This is a genomic window from Nostoc sp., assembly GCF_054880495.1.
The window spans coordinates 1-17,225 of sequence record NZ_JBTYKD010000326.1 but is presented as its reverse complement, the minus strand read 5'-3'; the positions used below and the strand labels follow the sequence as shown (position 1 = coordinate 17,225).

Sequence of the window (17,225 nt, the reverse complement as noted above, 5' to 3'; positions counted from 1 at the left end):
CATAGAAATGCCGTCTAATTGCTTCTGCCAGTAATTCAGTTGCTTTTCTAATACTTCCCCTTGCAACCATTGGCGTTGCCAGTATGCAAAGTCTGGATATTGAATTGTAAGTTCCGGTAGAGGAGAAGGCTGATTGCTGGAAAAAGCTGTGTAAAGTGCTGCTATCTCTTGAATCAACACCCCAATAGACCAACCATCAGAGACAATGTGGTGCATAGTCAGCAGCAGGATGTATTGTGTCTCATCCAACCACAGTAGTTTTACTTGCAGCAACGAATCAGTTGATAAATTGAAAGGACGTTGAGCTTCTTGGGTAGTGAGTCGTCGTGCTTGTATTTCTCGTTCGGCTTGTGACAGTTGCCGTAAATCTATTACTGGTAAAGTAATAGTTAGCGTCGGATTAATTAGTTGAACTGGTTGCCCTGAGTGCATGACAACAGTGGTGCGTAAAGCTTCATGTCGTCGGACAATTTCGTTAAAAGTTTGCTCTAGCGCGGCTTTATTTAGCGAACCGATTAAATGTAATGCTAGTGGAATGTTATAGAAAGGATTATTAGGGATTAATTGGTCAAGAAACCATAGCCTTTGTTGAGCAAAAGAGAGGGGAAGATTTGCTGACCGAGAAATAGGTAATAGAGGTCTAAAGCTGTGGTTATTAGTACGATTAGTTACTTCTAAAAATTCAATAATTTCTGCTTTACGCTCTTGAATTTCTGCACGCAGTTCTGCTGTAAGAGTTCCTTCCGGCGCGTTACAGCGAAACTTTTCACCATCGACAAAAACTTGAATATCTAAGCTGCGAAGATAAGATAAAAACTCAACCGTATTCAAAATTACACCCTTTCACAACTGTTGTTATTTATTAGAAGGTAGGAGGCAGCTATGCTGGAGGCAGGAGAAATATCAATACGGTTCGGATAAGAAAGATCCCCCCGCCTGTGGCGACCCCCTTAAAAAAGGGGTAAAGGAGGAAAATAGCCCCCCTTTTTAAGGGGGGTTGGGGGGATCTTCGCTCGATAAACAAGCTAACCGAACCTTATGGGGAGGAATATTGCTTGTTTAATAAGCTTTTTAACGTTTTGCAACTGGATAGTTATTTGCGCCAACCTGCACTGCTTATTACCTAACCCAGCATTTTTATCACACTTATAAGACTGTATAAATCATTCTTGGGAATGAAACTTAGATGATTATAACTATGATATGAAGGTGACATACTCCACACACTGACCTGAGTACAGGTACAGTGTGGGCTTCTCAACCAATCCGGGTACTGCTTAGGAGACGTTGAGCTTTAAGAACCGGATGCCCCACGGCTCTATTTTTTATTACAATAGCTGCATTATGATCGCGATCTAGACTGCAACCACACAGACAAGAATGCCATCTTTCATGCAGCTTTTTGGGAACTTTCACCCCACAGCTAGAACAATCTTGTGATGTACCTGATGGATTCACGGCAATTACCAACAATCCAGCATTTTCGGCTTTGGTAGTTAGGATTGACAAGAAACTACCCCATCCAGCATCATGCACAGATTTGGCTAGCATCGAACGAGAAAGACCTTTGACGTTTAAATCTTCATGAACTACAACGTCATATTTTCCCAAGAGATTATTGACTGTTTTAAAGTGAAAGTCTTTACGCTTATCAGTTACTTTTTTATGTTGCTTGGCGACTTGCTTGATAGCTTTTTTACGCCGATTACTTCCCTTTTTGCGACGCGAAACACGCTTTTGAATAACACGCAATCGCTTCTGAGATTTACGGTAATACTGAGGGATTGGAACAACATCGCCATCAGAAGTTGTCAAAAACTCCTTTAGACCGAGGTCAATACCTGTAATTGAATCCGCATTGAAATCAGGTTTAATATTTGGGATTGTTGTATCTTCAAGGCTTAAAGTCAAATAATAACCATCAGCTTTTTTTGTTACTGAGGCTGTTTTGATTTTAAATCCGTCAGGTATTGGGCGGTGCAAAATAACTTTAACTATGCCGAACATCGGTAAAGTTATTAAATTACCTTGCAGACACCCATCTTTCATCTGTGGATAAGTAAACGTGCGGTAACGGTTACGAGCCTTAAATCTCGGCTTGCCGCTGCGTTTGCCATTGCTATCACCTTTTAAAAAACGGTCAAATGTCACCTTCACTCGTTTGACTATATCCTGTACCACCTGTGAGTAAATTTCACCGTACCAGGGATGAGTTTTTTTAAGCTGCGGTAACGTTTTCTTTTGCGAGTAATAGTCTGGGTTATCCCGCAATTCTGGTATGTGACACACAAGAGGACAGGCATTAATCGGTGAACGGTTGCGCTCGTACCAATCAAATCTATCAGCCAACAAATAGTTATATTGGGCGCATAGCATAGATAACCATCTGTCTAGCTCAATGGCTTGTTTTCCTGTTGGTCGTAGCTTGTATTGGTATGCTGTCCTCACAATAATCCTCACCCATCAATATTATATTATCATAGTAGTGACAACAACGGGTAGACAAATATGAAAACTACTAGATTAAATGTCAGGATGTCTGAACGCAGGTTGAATAAACTTCGCTCCTATGCTGTAACGAAAGATAAAACAGTCACGCAGATAGTGGAAGACTGGGTTGACAGATTACCAAATATACTTGTGTTGAGCGGAGTCGAAACAGAGAGTGTTAAAAATAACGCTGACCCCCTTCCTGTCAATCCTGTGGATTGAATTGGTCGGAGGTCGCGTTATTTCTAACCGCCTTATATATCGCCACTGATTCCGTAAGCGTTGCGTTAGCGAGTCATTGAGCGTCGGACGGAATTCAGTGGGAGGCTTACGGCGTAATAGCTAAAAGACAACGCAGTTAACAAGGTATCGCAAGGTGCTAGCTGCTTATAACTAGTTGCCTGAATTCCACTATTTAGCATCCATCAAAAAATATTGCTCCAGCGTTAACGTTTGCGTGTTTCGCGCAGCCTGTAGCAACTTCCGCCTTAAGAGTAAGAACTTCCGCCTTTTCTGTAGCAACTTCTGCTTTAAATGCAATCAAAAAGTGAGTCAAAGGCTTTTTATTGGTTCCCTTTAGCTTAAATCCAGCCAATTCGCGCATTTTGCTAATGCTTAAGTTAATCACTACTGTGGCTCGCGCACATATACCGGATGGCATAAATGACATGGCGATCGCTAACTCAAAGGTTTCTCAAAATTCCACGTCTTCTCGTTCTTGACCAGTAGTTGCAACTTTATCTAAACCTTTTGTCGCCCAATATGTTGTTTCAATGTACTTAGTAAGTTGTTCTACTGTCGGTGCTTCAAACAAATTGCGTACAGGCAAATCTATTTGGAAGGTATCCCGGATGCGGGAAGTTAGCTGAGTCGCTAGTAGAGAATGACCGCCCAATTCAAAGAAATTGTCGTGAATACCTACTTGCTCTTTTCCCAAGACTTTAGCCCAAATTTGGGCAAGTAACTCTTCGATTTGCGATCGCGGTGCCACATAATCTTGATTATTGAAAGTAATTGTATCAGGTGTAGGTAAAGCACGGTGATCCACTTTGCCATTAAGTGTTAGAGGTAGAGATTCCAGTAACATATAGGCTCTTGGTACCATGTATTCTGGTAACTTTTCTTTGAGAAATTGACGAAGTAAGGACGCAAAGCTTTGCACCTCTGGCGTCGGCATCTGTTCCAGATTAAGAACAATATAAGCCGCCAAGTACTTATCATCAGGTACATTCTCAGCAGCAATCACAACAGTTTCTCTCACCCCTAGATGTTGACTCAAGACCGCTTCAATCTCTGACAACTCAATGCGGAAGCCGCGAATTTTCACTTGATTGTCAATACGACCTAAAAATTCAATATTGCCATCTGGTAAATAGCGACCTAAATCACCCGTTTTATAAAGACGTGTTTTGGGATTATTATTAAAAGTATGAGAAATAAAGTGTTTAGCAGTTAATTCAGGGCGATTAATATATTCTCTCGCTAATCCCTCACCACCAATATATAATTCGCCAGTAACGCCAATAGGCACTAGTTCTAAATCGGTATCTAATATATAGATTTGCGTGTTTGTAATGGGACGACCAATAGGAAAAGATGTGGTGAATGCTAACTCTTCTACGCAGTAATAAGAGGAAAATGTTGTATTTTCTGTAGGCCCATAAACATGAATTAAATGCTTTGGCACACCATGTTTAAGAATCTTTTTAATCCATCTTGTATTAACAGTCTCGCCACCAAAAAGTAAATATTTCAAGGTCGCAAAAGCTTGCGGAGCATCTCTAGCAATCTGTTGAAACAAGGCGGTAGTCAAAAACAGAACGCTGATACCTTTTTCTCGTAGTTGTAATGCAAACTCGTGAGGCGAAAGGGTTATATCTTTACTAATTCCCACAAGTTGAGCGCCGTTAAGTAGCGCTCCCCAAATCTCGAATGTAGCGGCATCAAAAGAAACATTTGAGGCTTGGGCGATTTTATCGGATGGTGACAATTTTATATAGTTAGTATTGCACACTAACCGATTTACAGCTTTGTGAGGTATAGCTACTCCCTTGGGTTTTCCTGTAGAACCAGAGGTGTAAATAATATATGCTAAATTATCACTATTTAAATCGCTGTTGAGATTCTCTTCCTTTTCTTGAGCAATAATTTCCCAGTCTTTATCTATAGAAATAATTGGATTTGAGAAACCTTCAAAATGCTTAAGCAAGTTTTCTTGTGTCAATAATACTGAAACTTGTGCATCTTCAAGCATAAAATTTAGGCGTTCTTGAGGATAACTGGGGTCTAATGGAACATAAACTCCCCCTGCTTTCAGAATGCCCAACAAGCTGATGATCATTTCTATAGACTGTGAAATACAAATACCGACTAAAACTTCTGAAGCTACTCCGATTTTTTGTAAGTGTTGTGCTAGTTTATTAGTGCGAATATTCAACTCTTGATAAGTCAGTTGCTCCTTAGCAAAGTTTACTGCTATAGAATTAGGATACTGCTGTACCTTTTCTTCAAACAATTGATGGATACACTTATCTTGAGAATAATCTGTTTGGGTATGATTCCATTCTACCAATACCTGATGTAGCTCCACTTCACTTAATAATGGTAAATTTGCAATTCGTTGTTCTGGATTTGCAACAATGCCTAACAACAAAGTTTTAAAATGTTCCAGCATCCGGCTAATAGTGGCTTTATCAAACAAATCTGTGTTGTAAACCATTATGCCTCGGAGACCTTCCGAATACTCCCAGTTTCCACCCAGTAAGCTTCTAAAATCCTCAGAACACTTCCACAAATGCAGTTCCAAATCAAAACGTGTTTTTTTCAAGTCAATATTCATAAAGCTAGGTACTAATCCAGGCAGTTCTAGCGCTGACATTGGCGCATTCTGGAAACCAAACACTACTTGAAATAGCGGATGGTAGCTCAAGTTACGCTCTGGTTGGAGTTCTTCAACTAACTTTTCAAACGGCAAATCTTGGTGGCTATATGCTCCTAACGTTACCTCCCGAACTCTGCCTAGTAGTTCCCGAAAAGTGGGGTTTCCAGATAAGTTGCTACGTAGCACCAAACTATTGACAAAAAAACCAATTATTCCTTCAATTTCGCTGTGGTTACGGTTAGCAATTGGTGAACCTAGCGCAATATCTTCTTGGTATGTGTAGCGGTAAAGTAACGTTTTAAATGCTGCCAGCAGCGTCATAAATAAGGTGACACCTTCTTGCTGTGATAGCTTTTCTAGTGCATCAATTAGCTTGAGCGGCAACTCTAGAAATTGTGTTGCTCCTTGATAGCTTTGTATAGCTGGTCTTGGTTTGTCGGTAGGCAAATGCAGTATGGAAATAGCCTTTAATTGCTCCCGCCAGTAAGCTAACTGGGTTTGGAGTACTTCTCCTTGCAACCACTCGCGCTGCCAGTGAGCAAAATCGGCGTATTGAAGAGCCAGTTCTAATAGAGGCGAAGGCTGGTTTTGTGCAAAAGCTGCGTACAGCGTTCCCAGTTCCCGAATCAGTACCCCCATAGACCAATCATCACAGATAATGTGGTGCATATTCAATAATAGAATATGTTCTGTCTCGGAAAGAACAAGCAGCTTCACTCGCAGCAATGGGCCGGAGGGTAAATCGAAGGGATGTTCTATCTCTGCGGTTACAATGCACTCTACTTTAAGCTCCTTTTCATCAGCTGATAATTGCTGGAGGTCTAATACAGAAAGAGGTATTGTTAAGCTGGGTGCAATCGCCTGCAAGGGTAGCCCATCCGACACAATAAATGTAGTGCGTAAGGTTTCATGGCGACGCACAATTTCGTTGAAAGTCTGTTCTAGTGCAGCTAATTTCAGCGAACCTGTCAAGCGAATTACTGTCGGCACATTGTAAATAGCATTACCAGGGATCAACTGGTCGAGAAACCATAATCGCTGTTGAGCAAAAGATGCTGGAAAGACAAAGACTTCTTCAGAAGACATATAGCGTTTCCTAATCACATAAGGGATTTCCAAGAAATAAATTACTACTACTTGTGGGGTGGGCAGCGTTCGACTGACTTGTACTGAGCGTTGTCGTTGGCGCAGCCTCTCGTAGAGAAGTAGCGCTCACGCCGAAGTCTTGCCCGCCTTTGGTTACTGGGCGGGCGAGACGCCCACCCCACAATAAATAATTGGATATTTTTTTATTTCTCAGTCCCTAAGGTACATCATAGCCACCTCCTCGCTTGCTCTTATGGGGTTGGGGGTGGGGTTCTTGTATCTCACAAGGGACGAGAACCGCTATATTGATCCTTATTTTAAAGTTTGCGCTTTCTCAATACAGGCTTTTAGCTGTGCGGCGAGAACTTGGATATGGGGTTTTCTCAGCATAGTTAGATGATTGCCAGGAATATGATGGATTTCTGTTCCTCCCACAATTAGCTGATCCCAACCCATACTCGCATCTTCGTTGACAATGGTTGATTGAACCTTTGTTCTAAAAAGATTAATTCGTTTAGGGTAAGTTTGGGGAACGTAGTTGAGAACTGCTTGGCTATTGGCATAGAAAACACGAAGCATTGGACGAATTGCTAACTCGCTTAAAAGTCTTAACTTGGATTCTTCAGATATAACCTTAACTGTGGCATCCTCTTTGAGGATGAAGTTGGAGAAGAGATTTTTTGGGAGCGATCGCCTAATTTTATTAAAATTAGAAAACCGAGATGTTAAACTGTTAATTCGATTCTTGGCGATCGCAATAATTAGATATAAATAATCGAGGAAAAATGGCCATATATATCGCGCCACTGTAGTCAGCATAAACTTAAAACTATTACCCAAAGAAGGTATATTCCCCGGAATTGGTGCTAAAGTATCAAGCACAGCAAGTAGAGCCACTTCTTCCCCAGACTTTTGGAGTTGTTGAGCCATTTCAAAAGCAACCCAACCTCCAAAAGACCAACCTCCTAAAAAATAAGGGCCTTTGGGCTGCACTCTCCGCAATGCTTCAATATAGTAGGTAGCCATATCCTCAATATTAGTTAGTGGAGGAGTTTTTCCGTCAAGTCCAATGGGTTGTAGCCCATAAAATGGTTGATTTTTCCCCAAATGATTAGCTAATTCGTAATAAGGAAAGACAACCCCAAAAATGGGATGGACGCAGAAGAAAGCTGGATTTGAACCAGCAGGCTGAATCGGAACCAAGGGCGACCACGGGAGAGAATCTGTTTCTGAGGATAGAGAAGTTGCTAAACTTTCAATTGTTGGATTTAAAAATAAGCTAGATAGCGGCAATTCGTACTCAAACTGCTTATTTATCTGCTTCAATAGACGTACAGTTAACAGCGAATCTCCGCCCAAGTCGAAGAAGTTATCGTCAATACCCACACGCTCAACATTAAGGACTTCAACCCAAATTTTTGCCAAGGTTAACTCAGTTGGAGTCCGAGGAGCGATAAAGGCTTTATCTATTGAGCGGCTAGCCGAACTATCAAGTTCTGTTAGCGCCCAACGATCGACTTTACCACTAGTTGTTAGCGGCAGAGAATCCAGCATTACAAAAGCTTTTGGCACCATGTATTCTGGTAATTTTTCTTTTAAGAATTTACGTAGTAGAGACGCTAAATTTGAGGCAGCGCGTTGCGGGGGTTCCCACGCCACTTGCTTCTCCTGACGGAGACGCTCCGCGAACAAGTCGGCAAAGCCGCCCAACGCAGTGGCTCCCCGTTGTAGCGACTGCCGTGGCATCTCTACATTCAGAACAATATAAGCGAGCAAGTACTTATCACTAGATACGTTCTCTTTAGCAATTACTACTGCTTTTTGGACACTTTCATGCTGACTCAGCACTGTTTCAATTTCTAACAACTCAATGCGGAATCCCCGAATTTTTACTTGATTATCGATCCGCCCTAAAAATTCAATATTACCGTCTGGTTGATACCGAGCTAAATCACCCGTCTTGTAAAGTCGCGCTCCCTTTTGATGATTAAAAGGATTGGGAATAAAGTTTTCAGTAGTTAATTCTGGACGGTTAATATAGCCTTGTGCCAATCCCTCACCACATATATATAATTCGCCAGTAATTCCAATTGGTAAAGGTTGTAAATACTTATCTAATATATAAATTTGAGTGTTAGCAATAGGGCGACCAATGGGCGGTTTTTCGCTCAGAGAACTAATTTCGGCAACGGTTGACCAAACCGTTGCTTCTGTAGGTCCGTAAGCGTTAAAAAACCTACGGCTAGAACACCACCAACGTTTTACAATATCATCCGTGCAAGATTCCCCGGCACAAATAATAGTTTGCAATGCCGGAAGTGATTCTGTAGGTAGGACTGCTAATACTGCTGGCGGAAGGGTGACGTGAGTAATAGCTTTTTCGCGCAATAATTGCAGCAAAGGTTGTCCGGGGAGAAGAGATTCTTTGTTTGCTAAATAAAGAGTTGCTCCGGTTTGCAGTGCCATGACAATCTCAAAAATTGAGGCATCAAAACTTAATGATGCAAATTGCAGAATGCGGTTACTCGATTGTAAGTTAAAAACCTCAATCTGAGCTTTTGCTAAGTTGGATAATCCTCGATGCTGGAGCAAAACGCCTTTAGGCTTTCCTGTTGAGCCAGAGGTGTAGATAACATAAGCTAGGTTGTCAGATGTTACGCAGCTGGTTAGGTTTTCTTGGCTGTGTTGTGTAATAGTTGCCCAATCTTCATCTATGCAAATAATTGGATTCGAGAAGTCATCAAAATGCTTGAGCAACTTTTCTTGTGTGAGTAAGACTGATACTTTCGCATCTTCTAGCATGAAGTTAAGACGCTCTTGAGGTAGGCTCGGATCTAAAGGTAGGTATGCTCCACCCGCTTTGAAGATGCCTAATAGTGTGATGATCATCTCTAGCGTTCGCTCTACGCAAATACCAACTAAAGATTCATTTTCTACACCTATTTTTTTAAGATAATGTGCAAGTTGATTGCTGCGTATATTTAACTCTTTGTAGGTGAGTTGCTCATCGCCAAATACTAGTGCGTTCGCGGAGCGTGCGTTTAGCGCAATCGCATCGGGAGTTTTCTCCACCTGCGCTTCAAATAACTGATGAAAACACTTATTCTCTGGATAGTCTCTTTTAGTGTCATTCCAATCAATTAATAACTCTTGTCGTTCTTCTTCAGTCAGCAAAGACAAATCTGAAAGACGCTGTTCTGAATTGCCAACAATGCTTTCTAGCAGCGTTTGGAAATGTCCTAGCATCCGGGTGATGGTTGTGTCATCAAATAAATCGGTGCTATAAACCATTTGTCCTTTCAAACTATCCAAATCCTGCCAAAGATGGAACTCTAAATCAAGCTTTGCAGTTTTAGTGTCGAACTCAAATACCGAAAGCGTTAACCCAGGTAACTCTAACGTTTCGATAGGAGTGTTTTGGAGGCTAAATACAACCTGAAAAAAAGGATGATAGCTCAAATCTCGCTCTGGGTGCAGTTCCTCCACCAGCTTTTCAAAGGGCAAGTCCTGATGGCTGTATGCTCCTAAAGTTACTTCTCGGACTCGATTTAATAATTCTCGAAACGTCGGGTTCCCGGAGAAATCTGTACGTAGCACCAAGCTATTGACAAAAAAACCAATTAACCCTTCTAATTCGCTACGGTTGCGATTAGCAATAGGTGAACCTACTGTAATATTCTCTTGCTGTGTGTAGCGATAGAGCAAAGTCTGAAACGCTGCAAGCATTGTCATAAACAAGGTAACGCCTTCTTGGTAACTAAGTGCCTCTAGCGCTTGAGTTAAGGAGTGTGGTAGCTCTAGAAATTGTTTTGCACCCCTGTAAGTAGGAACTGCTGGTCTAAGTCGGTCGGTGGGGAGATTCAGTACTGAAATCCCGTCTAATTGCTTTTGCCAATAAGCTAACTGAGTTTGTAAGGGCGAGGTGCCCTTTGCCCCCAATCCTTGCAGCCACTCCCGTTGCCATTCTGCGAAATCTGCATATTGAATGGGTAGTTCTGGCAGGGGCGTAGATACGAAGTTGTGAGACAGCGCTGCGGGAGGGTTTCCCTCCACAGGCGACTGCGAACCCGATAGCGTAGCGTTAGCGAGTCTTCTCCCAAGGGGAGACGCCAAGGGCGAACGAGCGTCAGGGCTTGTCGTCAGACATCGCTTATCCTCTGCAAAGGCTTTGTATAATACCCCTAGTTCTCTAATTAGCACTCCAATTGACCAGCCATCGGCAACAATGTGATGTAGATTTAGCAGCAGCATATATTCTGCTTCATCTAGTTGTAGCAGCTTTACTCGCAGCAATGGCCCGGTGGTGAGATTGAAAGGATGTTGAGCCTCTGCGGTTACGATGAGCCGCATTTGTATGTCGCGTTCTTGGCTCTCGAAATTGCGTAAATCTATTAGGGGAAGAGGTATGCTTAAGCTGGGTGGGTTAGCGCCGCTTTCTGCAGGAATCACTTGCACTGGTTGCTGCTCTAAGATCACAAACGTAGTGCGTAAGGTTTCGTGGCGACGTACAATTTCGTTGAATGTCTGCTTTAAGGCGGTGAAGTTGAGGGAACCTGTCAGGCGAAGTGCTGTTGACACGTTGTAAAATGGATTTCCCGGTGCTAACTGGTCGAGAAACCACAATCGCTGCTGGGCAAAAGAAGTCGGAAAAACGAAAACCTCTGCTTCTTCAGAAAATTTAAGTTCTTGATTATCTGTGAGACTACTGAGAATATATTGGCTCATAAGTGAATGGCAAACACCACTAAAAGTCGCGTGATTCTGGCTTCAACGATCTCTGCCTGAATTACAGTCACGAGTTTACTGCTTGAAGAAATCAAAACGGCTGATATAGCACTGAAAAATTAAAACCATTGTCTTGTAGTGAACTACCGCGATCGCTTGTTCCCATTAATGGTACACCGTAGTCTGCACGCAATACCAAACCGTTAAAAGGTTGCCAATGCAAACCTAACCCTAAGCTGGCGAGGCTTTGCGCGTCGGTATTAATACCGCGATTGTTCCAAGCTGTACCGATGTCAAAAAATGGTATTAGCTGTGGTGTTTCCACATTCGATGCCAGAGGAATAGGAACTTCCACACCTCCAACTACCCCATTGTCAGCCACAAGTTGATTTTGAGCATAACCGCGCACTGTATCAACTCCCCCAATGCTAATTTTTTCCAGCGAAAGTAAGGAATCACCGGTGAGTTGAGTGTTAACTTTGGCTAGCATCAAGATGCGGGGAGATAGCCGTTGTACCCATTGAAATTGTCCCACCCAGCTAAAAAAACGCCCATCAGTCCCACTATTGTTAACAGTTGCATCAATTGCACTAATGCCCAAACTAAATTGCGATCGCGCCGCTAAAACACTGGTAGCATTACGTTGTAACCAATTTTGGGAAAAGCGCATTACTGTAAGTTTTGATTCCCCATCTTCGAGGCCTTCGGTAAAGGAAAAGGGGATATCATTGAGGATGAAGGTTTGACTGCGCCTTAAATCGAATGCTAACGAGAGAGCAAATTCGCTGTTTGGTGTGTGGATTAGCGGTTGACGGACGTTAAAAGAAAGGGTTTCGGCTTCGCTGCGGATATGCAAGTCACGAAAATCACTTTCAATAATGCGGCTACTGCTGTTGTTGTAGCGAACACCAAAGGTTCCATCTAGAGCGTTAAAGGGAACAGAATAGCTGATATCGTAAATGTCTGAGCCTTCAGTGATGCCATATTCGGCACTGAATTTATCCCCAAACCCTAATAAATTATCGTGAGCAACAAAAACACTCTCTTGTTGCGAACCAACGCTAGGTGATTTGCAATCTTTTCATCTGGAACCGGATATTGCTTAACCCATTCAATATCTTTTTCGTCTATCCCCACAATTACTACACGTTCATCGGGTTTTCTGGGGGGCGCAGACGTAACATCGTATCGAGGAACATCCATTCTAAAGATTGCATTCCTCCAACTATACGGATCAAGATCACCAACACTATATAACACTAGTATTCCCGGAGGTGCAGCAACAGACCACAACCCAAATTCTTGGGTTATGCGATTCCAGATTCTCCTTCTCATCTAGTTTTTTTCTGCATTAATTTTCCCCGTCCGTATTAACACAGGACTTACACAAAAAGGCAGTGAAAGCCTTAATTTACCGTAGGTGCAATTCATCAATTGCCCCTATATTTCGTACTTGATGCGTAAGTCCTATAACAATCAGAATTCAGTATTGATTCTGAATTCTGAATTCTGACTCCTGAATTCTTTAATCAATTAAGCCTTCTTCACGGGAACGAACTTCGGTTTGGATTCGCATATTCTTACCACCTTGCTTGCAGTCTTCAGGATATAAGCTAAAACACATCTAATTTGCATATGAAAATTTTCTTAATATCTTGTGGGGTGGGCATCTTGCCCGCCCTGATTATACAACTTAAATGCCGATTAGCTTACCCCTAAAACATCCTGAATCTTTGTCCAGTAAGTCCGCACTGCTCGTTCTGATTTATACATTCGATCAGCGATCGCTTTATCTGTCAAACTCTCTTCAAAAGCCAACCGCAACACCTCCAACCATTCCGGTTTGAGTTCGATCCCGGTTTTGATGTCTTTCGTGTGAGTTGCACCATGAAGTGCCAAATTAACCTGCATTAGCATTTGATCTTCGGGTAATCCTTTGTCTGCGATCGCAAACCCACCTTGATGATTATCAATCTCGTGTTTGATTCGGATTAACGCCTTCACATAACTAGTTTGCACCATGAAATTCTGATGAGGATATTCTTGGAGCAAAGTTTGCAACAGCTTAATTCCGGTATCAATTTCTGCTGTCTCCCCTTGCTGATCGGGAATTGATAAATCCATCACAATCAGGTCAAACTGCTGAAATTTCAGAATTTTATTGATTCATAATGAATCTAGCGCTCAAACTTTGCGTTCCTCTGCGTTTAAAAAAGCTACGTTGCTCAGAATTTTCAGCCGGAGTCATTCCAAACTTGGGGCAAATGTAGTTCTGTAATCAATATGGAAATACGGCGTTATCGGGAATCGGTGCTTGCTGGGTTGGTGGCTGATGGGTACACCATTATTGATGCTTTTGATGGTGATGATGACGAAACTGACGAAACTAAGGAAGTAATCGAGTCTATTAAAGCTGCGTCTGTTGAATTGTATGCTAGTGAATGTCAGGCGTAGGCGTAGCCTGCCGTAGGTCTTACCCTGAGCAGTTCGACAGGCTCACTGTCACACCTTGCTACGCGGAGCGCGGTGCCCTGAGCTTGCCGATCGCGCAGCGTCTCGTAGAGAAGGGTCTCGTAGAGAAGGGCATCGCTAATTCTGTTGAACTCTCCCAAATCGAACTCAACTCACAATAATTCAAAATATTCTCTTTGCTCCCAGTTAGTCACCTGCAATAAATAGTCTTCTGGTGGCTGATCAGCGACGGACTGCAAAAAGCGATTAATTTCACTCTGTTTCATCTTAATAATGAAGTTTATGAACTGCTGCCCCATTTTTTGAGAAAAAAGTTCGCTTTGGCTCAAAGATGAAATCGCCTCTGGCAAACTTTTGGGTAAGGTCGGACTTTCTGTAGAGTAAGGTGACTCTGTTGGCGACCCAGGGTCAAGTTTATGATCTACACCATCTAACCCAGAAATCAATTGCGATGCAATATACAGATAGGGATTGGCTGCTGGTTCTCCAACTCGGTTTTCAATGTGGGTTGTGGGATCATCAAAACCGCCTTGTAATCTAATCATTGCCCCTCGGTTTTCCAACCCCCACCCAGCACGGTCAGGTGCTAGGGAATAAGGTCTAAATCTTTTGTAGCCGTTAATTGTCGGGGTTGTGAACACAGAAGCAGCATTGGCGTGTTTGAGAAGACCACCAACGAAGTGTTTACCTAAATCTGACATTAGGGATTTGGAGGTTGCAGACATGAAAGCGTTCTCATCTGTGGTTCGGTCTACAAGGGATTGGTGCAAATGCCAACCATTAGAAGAACAACCTTGCAGTCCTGGACGACACATAAACGATGCGATGTAACCTTGTTGACGGCAGATTTGCTTGGTCGCCATTCGGAATATGATCATTGTATCCGCAGCTTGCAATGCCGGAATTGGGTCAAAGGTAAATTCAAATTGACCGGCACCTGCTTCGTTTTCTACACTCCTTAAAGGCAATCCCATTTCAACTAAGTTTTCTGCCAAAACGCGTAGCAAGTCGTGAATCTCTGGATTGTGGGATTCTAAAAGGTATTGGTAGCTATGCTCTACAGCACTAACCTTGGCAGGTTCACCAGGTTTTCCAGAAGTCCCAACATCAGCGCTCGCTAACATCGGATCTAACAACTTTGCCAAATACCACTCAACTTCTAAGCCGACAATATGCTCCAACCCTCTTTGATGTAACTCTACCAATGATTGGCGCAAAATACCGCGACTGGAAAAGGGCATTACCTGACCATTTTGAAAGTACTCGTCACAGAGGATAAAGCCAGTGCGTTTTGCCCAAGGCACAATTTTGAAGGTATGAGGGTCAGGAACAGCCACAAGATTTGGCGCACCTGTCATCTGGGACATGTCTAAGCTCCCACCGGGAACGAAGGGGTTAAATACTATTGCACCACCAGTATCAAACAGGAATGTCCCTGTGCTGATTTGCATACCGTTTTCTAAGGCGCTTAAAAACGCTTGGGGTAAGAGTGACTTACTGCGAACAATGCCATGCTGGTCTGCCCAAGCGGTACGAATCAACAATAGATCCCGTTCTTTGACAACAGCCTTAATCTTTTCAGCTGCTTCTTTTTGGATTTCTGTCCACAGGTGATGACGCTCAATAAATCCAGGTTTTTTCATTTGGATTGCCTAATCAAGTTCAACTGCTTGTGCTATCAGGTTGAAATTAGCTTTCATCAGCCGCTTCCACTCTTGGTAATAACCGCGAATTGCTAACTCATCTGTTAAGTAAGTCGGCGTTAAAAAATAAACCTATGTAACAAAGTGTAAAGTCAGTAAAGAGCTTATAAATGAATCGTTACAGGGTTTTACAAAACTCAACATACCTTGGTTTTATCGTGCCGATTTACTTAATCAGTTTGTTTCCTGTTTATGTTAAGTACTTGGACAGAATTAATTACATAAATATGTAATAAAATATATTTAGAAAATCAAGTTCTTTATTAATCAGGATTTAATATGATATTCCTGCGAGAAATAAATCCTCTTTCACTTAAATTGTTAGAACGAATTTATCGCCAAAGCCGATATCATCAAGTGCGTCAAAGAGCGCATTGTCTGATTTTAGCAACACAAGGGGTAAAATTAGAAAAACTGATAATAATTTTTCAAGTAACTTATAAGACCATTTATAACTGGTTTGAGCGCTGGGAACTAGAGGGAATGAGGGGATTATATAACAAAGCAGGAAAAGGCCGTAAATCAACATTTGATTCTGAACAAAAATCCCAAATTAAGGAGTGGACTACTCAAGAGCCAAGACAATTGAAACAAGTGGTCAAAAAAGTAAAAGATTCCTGGGGAATTGAAACCAGTACGAAAACAATTAAAAGAATAATAATAAAAACGTTAAAAATGAGTTGGCATCGTATGCGACGAGCAGTAGGAGGTGAGCCAAACCTGATAGAATACAAGGAAAAACGGGCAAAAATAGAAGAATTTAAGCGATTAGATGATCAAGGACAGATTGATTTGTATTACTTAGATGAAACAGGATTTTGTCTGATTCCATCGGTTCCTTATGGATGGCAGAATATCGGAGAATATTTAAATATTAAGAGTCGTCATAGCCGGAGATTAAATGTTTTAGGAATAATGAACAGAAAGAATGATTTAAAAACTTATACTTCATTTCAAAGTATTAATTCTGATGTACTTATTGCTTGTATAGATGCTTTTTTCCTACAGTAGACAAACCAACAGTCATTGTAATGGATCAATCATCTATTCATACTAGTAATGCTATTTTTGATAAAATTGAAGAATGGAAAGAGCGTAATATTATTATATTTGAATTACCATCTTATTCTCCTGAATTAAATTTAATTGAAATTTTATGGAGATTTATGAAATATGAATGGATTGAAATAGATGCTTACTATAGTTGGGAAACCTTTGTCGGATTTATTGAAAAAATTCTGAAAGAATTTGGTAAAAATTATGTAATTAATTTTGTCTAACTACTTACTTGAGTTTTTGTGTTCCTGATAAAATGTTCTACATCATCAAATAACCTGATTCCAGATGCAATCCCATAATTTTCGTTCTGATGGCGACGAAGCCCTCGAATCAGTCCTGATCTAAATTAAAAGCAAAATAGTTGAGCGATTATTCCTTGAGCAAAATTTATCCAGAAGTAACTTGCTCCTAGCACATAAAATAGTTCTAATTCTTCATAAAAAAGATATTATACTGCGAGATTATACTGAATTTCGTATGCAAACTAGACTATTTATCTGAAATTCTCTGCCTTAATTTAAAAGGCTGGATAAATCAAAATCTTTAGTTTTAGTCTTGATCCCTAATATTTTTTAGCTAAAATATATATGTAACCACTCTAAAGATTATTTAAATATATGACAAGATTATAAAAATATCCTAAAGTTTCTTTTTTCCTTGGGATCGCTGAAACCTATACAAAATAATGGCTTTTTGGCTTTTATGTGTATTTACATATAGAAGCAAAATATAAGGATGAAATTCAGCCGGAAACGACACTAAAGATAAATCCAAATGAAACCCATCAAATTTTTAGCATCTGCCTGTAG

General features: G+C 41.3%; 10 protein-coding genes and 2 pseudogenes. 3 read left to right on the top strand and 9 right to left on the bottom strand.

Features of this window, described 5'->3' with window-relative positions:
• Together ACYTXL_RS28455 and ACYTXL_RS28450 are read right to left on the bottom strand one after the other, a co-directional pair.
• Positions 1–831 (bottom strand): condensation domain-containing protein (locus ACYTXL_RS28455; RefSeq protein WP_461927557.1); only part of this gene is annotated, 831 nt, incomplete at its 3' end.
• A 426-nt stretch (positions 832–1,257) separates the two neighbouring features.
• Positions 1,258–2,448, bottom strand: a complete 1,191-nt coding sequence (locus ACYTXL_RS28450) for an RNA-guided endonuclease InsQ/TnpB family protein (protein ID WP_461927556.1) — start codon at positions 2,446–2,448, stop codon at positions 1,258–1,260.
• A 60-nt stretch (positions 2,449–2,508) separates the two neighbouring features.
• On the opposite strand from ACYTXL_RS28450, the gene ACYTXL_RS28445 reads away from it, so the two are divergent.
• Positions 2,509–2,712 (top strand): hypothetical protein, encoded by a 204-nt coding sequence (locus tag ACYTXL_RS28445; RefSeq protein ID WP_461927555.1) that lies wholly within the window; start codon positions 2,509–2,511, stop codon positions 2,710–2,712.
• A gap of 193 nt (positions 2,713–2,905) precedes the next feature.
• On the opposite strand, the gene ACYTXL_RS28440 is transcribed toward ACYTXL_RS28445, so the two are convergent.
• The 6 genes and pseudogenes from ACYTXL_RS28440 to ACYTXL_RS28415 form a co-directional block, all read right to left on the bottom strand.
• Positions 2,906–3,160: a hypothetical protein gene (locus tag ACYTXL_RS28440; protein ID WP_461927554.1), complete on the bottom strand. Its 255-nt coding sequence runs from the start codon at positions 3,158–3,160 to the stop codon at positions 2,906–2,908.
• A 24-nt stretch (positions 3,161–3,184) separates the two neighbouring features.
• Positions 3,185–6,457, bottom strand: coding sequence for a non-ribosomal peptide synthetase (locus tag ACYTXL_RS28435; protein ID WP_461927553.1), 3,273 nt, complete (start codon positions 6,455–6,457; stop codon positions 3,185–3,187).
• Positions 6,458–6,769: 312 nt separating this feature from the next.
• Positions 6,770–11,182 (bottom strand): non-ribosomal peptide synthetase, encoded by a 4,413-nt coding sequence (locus tag ACYTXL_RS28430; protein WP_461927552.1) that lies wholly within the window; start codon positions 11,180–11,182, stop codon positions 6,770–6,772.
• A gap of 91 nt (positions 11,183–11,273) precedes the next feature.
• A pseudogene (locus tag ACYTXL_RS28425) lies at positions 11,274–12,254 on the bottom strand (ShlB/FhaC/HecB family hemolysin secretion/activation protein); the annotation flags it as partial.
• Complete coding sequence (locus ACYTXL_RS28420; RefSeq protein ID WP_461927558.1) at positions 12,194–12,385, bottom strand: CHASE2 domain-containing protein; 192 nt, start codon at positions 12,383–12,385, stop codon at positions 12,194–12,196. The gene ACYTXL_RS28420 and the pseudogene ACYTXL_RS28425, both read right to left, overlap by 61 nt.
• Before the next feature lie 322 nt (positions 12,386–12,707).
• Positions 12,708–13,324: pseudogene (locus tag ACYTXL_RS28415) on the bottom strand (hypothetical protein); the annotation flags it as partial.
• A 141-nt stretch (positions 13,325–13,465) separates the two neighbouring features.
• Between ACYTXL_RS28415 and ACYTXL_RS28410 the strand changes: the two are divergent.
• Positions 13,466–13,636, top strand: coding sequence for a hypothetical protein (locus ACYTXL_RS28410; RefSeq protein ID WP_461927551.1), 171 nt, complete (start codon positions 13,466–13,468; stop codon positions 13,634–13,636).
• Between the two features lie 170 nt (positions 13,637–13,806).
• Here the strand turns inward: ACYTXL_RS28410 and ACYTXL_RS28405 are convergent, their stop codons facing one another.
• Positions 13,807–15,297 (bottom strand): glutamine synthetase family protein, encoded by a 1,491-nt coding sequence (locus ACYTXL_RS28405; protein ID WP_461927550.1) that lies wholly within the window; start codon positions 15,295–15,297, stop codon positions 13,807–13,809.
• A 339-nt stretch (positions 15,298–15,636) separates the two neighbouring features.
• On the opposite strand from ACYTXL_RS28405, the gene ACYTXL_RS28400 reads away from it, so the two are divergent.
• Positions 15,637–16,637, top strand: a protein-coding gene (locus tag ACYTXL_RS28400) for an IS630 family transposase (RefSeq protein WP_461927549.1) whose coding sequence is annotated in 2 segments (ribosomal slippage) — positions 15,637–16,360 and positions 16,360–16,637 — 1,002 coding nt in all. Because the reading frame shifts where the segments join, the coding sequence is not laid out codon by codon here.
• The last annotated feature ends 588 nt before the right edge of the window (positions 16,638–17,225 follow it).

What these genes read in the sequence shown, in the direction of transcription:
- ACYTXL_RS28445 (WP_461927555.1), top strand. Translation starts at nt 2,509, where the DNA reads ATGAAAACTACTAGATTAAATGTCAGGATGTCTGAACGCAGGTTGAAT.
- ACYTXL_RS28440 (WP_461927554.1), bottom strand. Translation starts at nt 3,160, where the DNA reads ATGTCATTTATGCCATCCGGTATATGTGCGCGAGCCACAGTAGTGATT.
- ACYTXL_RS28435 (WP_461927553.1), bottom strand. Translation starts at nt 6,457, where the DNA reads ATGTCTTCTGAAGAAGTCTTTGTCTTTCCAGCATCTTTTGCTCAACAG.
- ACYTXL_RS28430 (WP_461927552.1), bottom strand. Translation starts at nt 11,182, where the DNA reads ATGAGCCAATATATTCTCAGTAGTCTCACAGATAATCAAGAACTTAAA.
- ACYTXL_RS28420 (WP_461927558.1), bottom strand. Translation starts at nt 12,385, where the DNA reads ATGGATGTTCCTCGATACGATGTTACGTCTGCGCCCCCCAGAAAACCC.
- ACYTXL_RS28410 (WP_461927551.1), top strand. Translation starts at nt 13,466, where the DNA reads ATGGAAATACGGCGTTATCGGGAATCGGTGCTTGCTGGGTTGGTGGCT.
- ACYTXL_RS28405 (WP_461927550.1), bottom strand. Translation starts at nt 15,297, where the DNA reads ATGAAAAAACCTGGATTTATTGAGCGTCATCACCTGTGGACAGAAATC.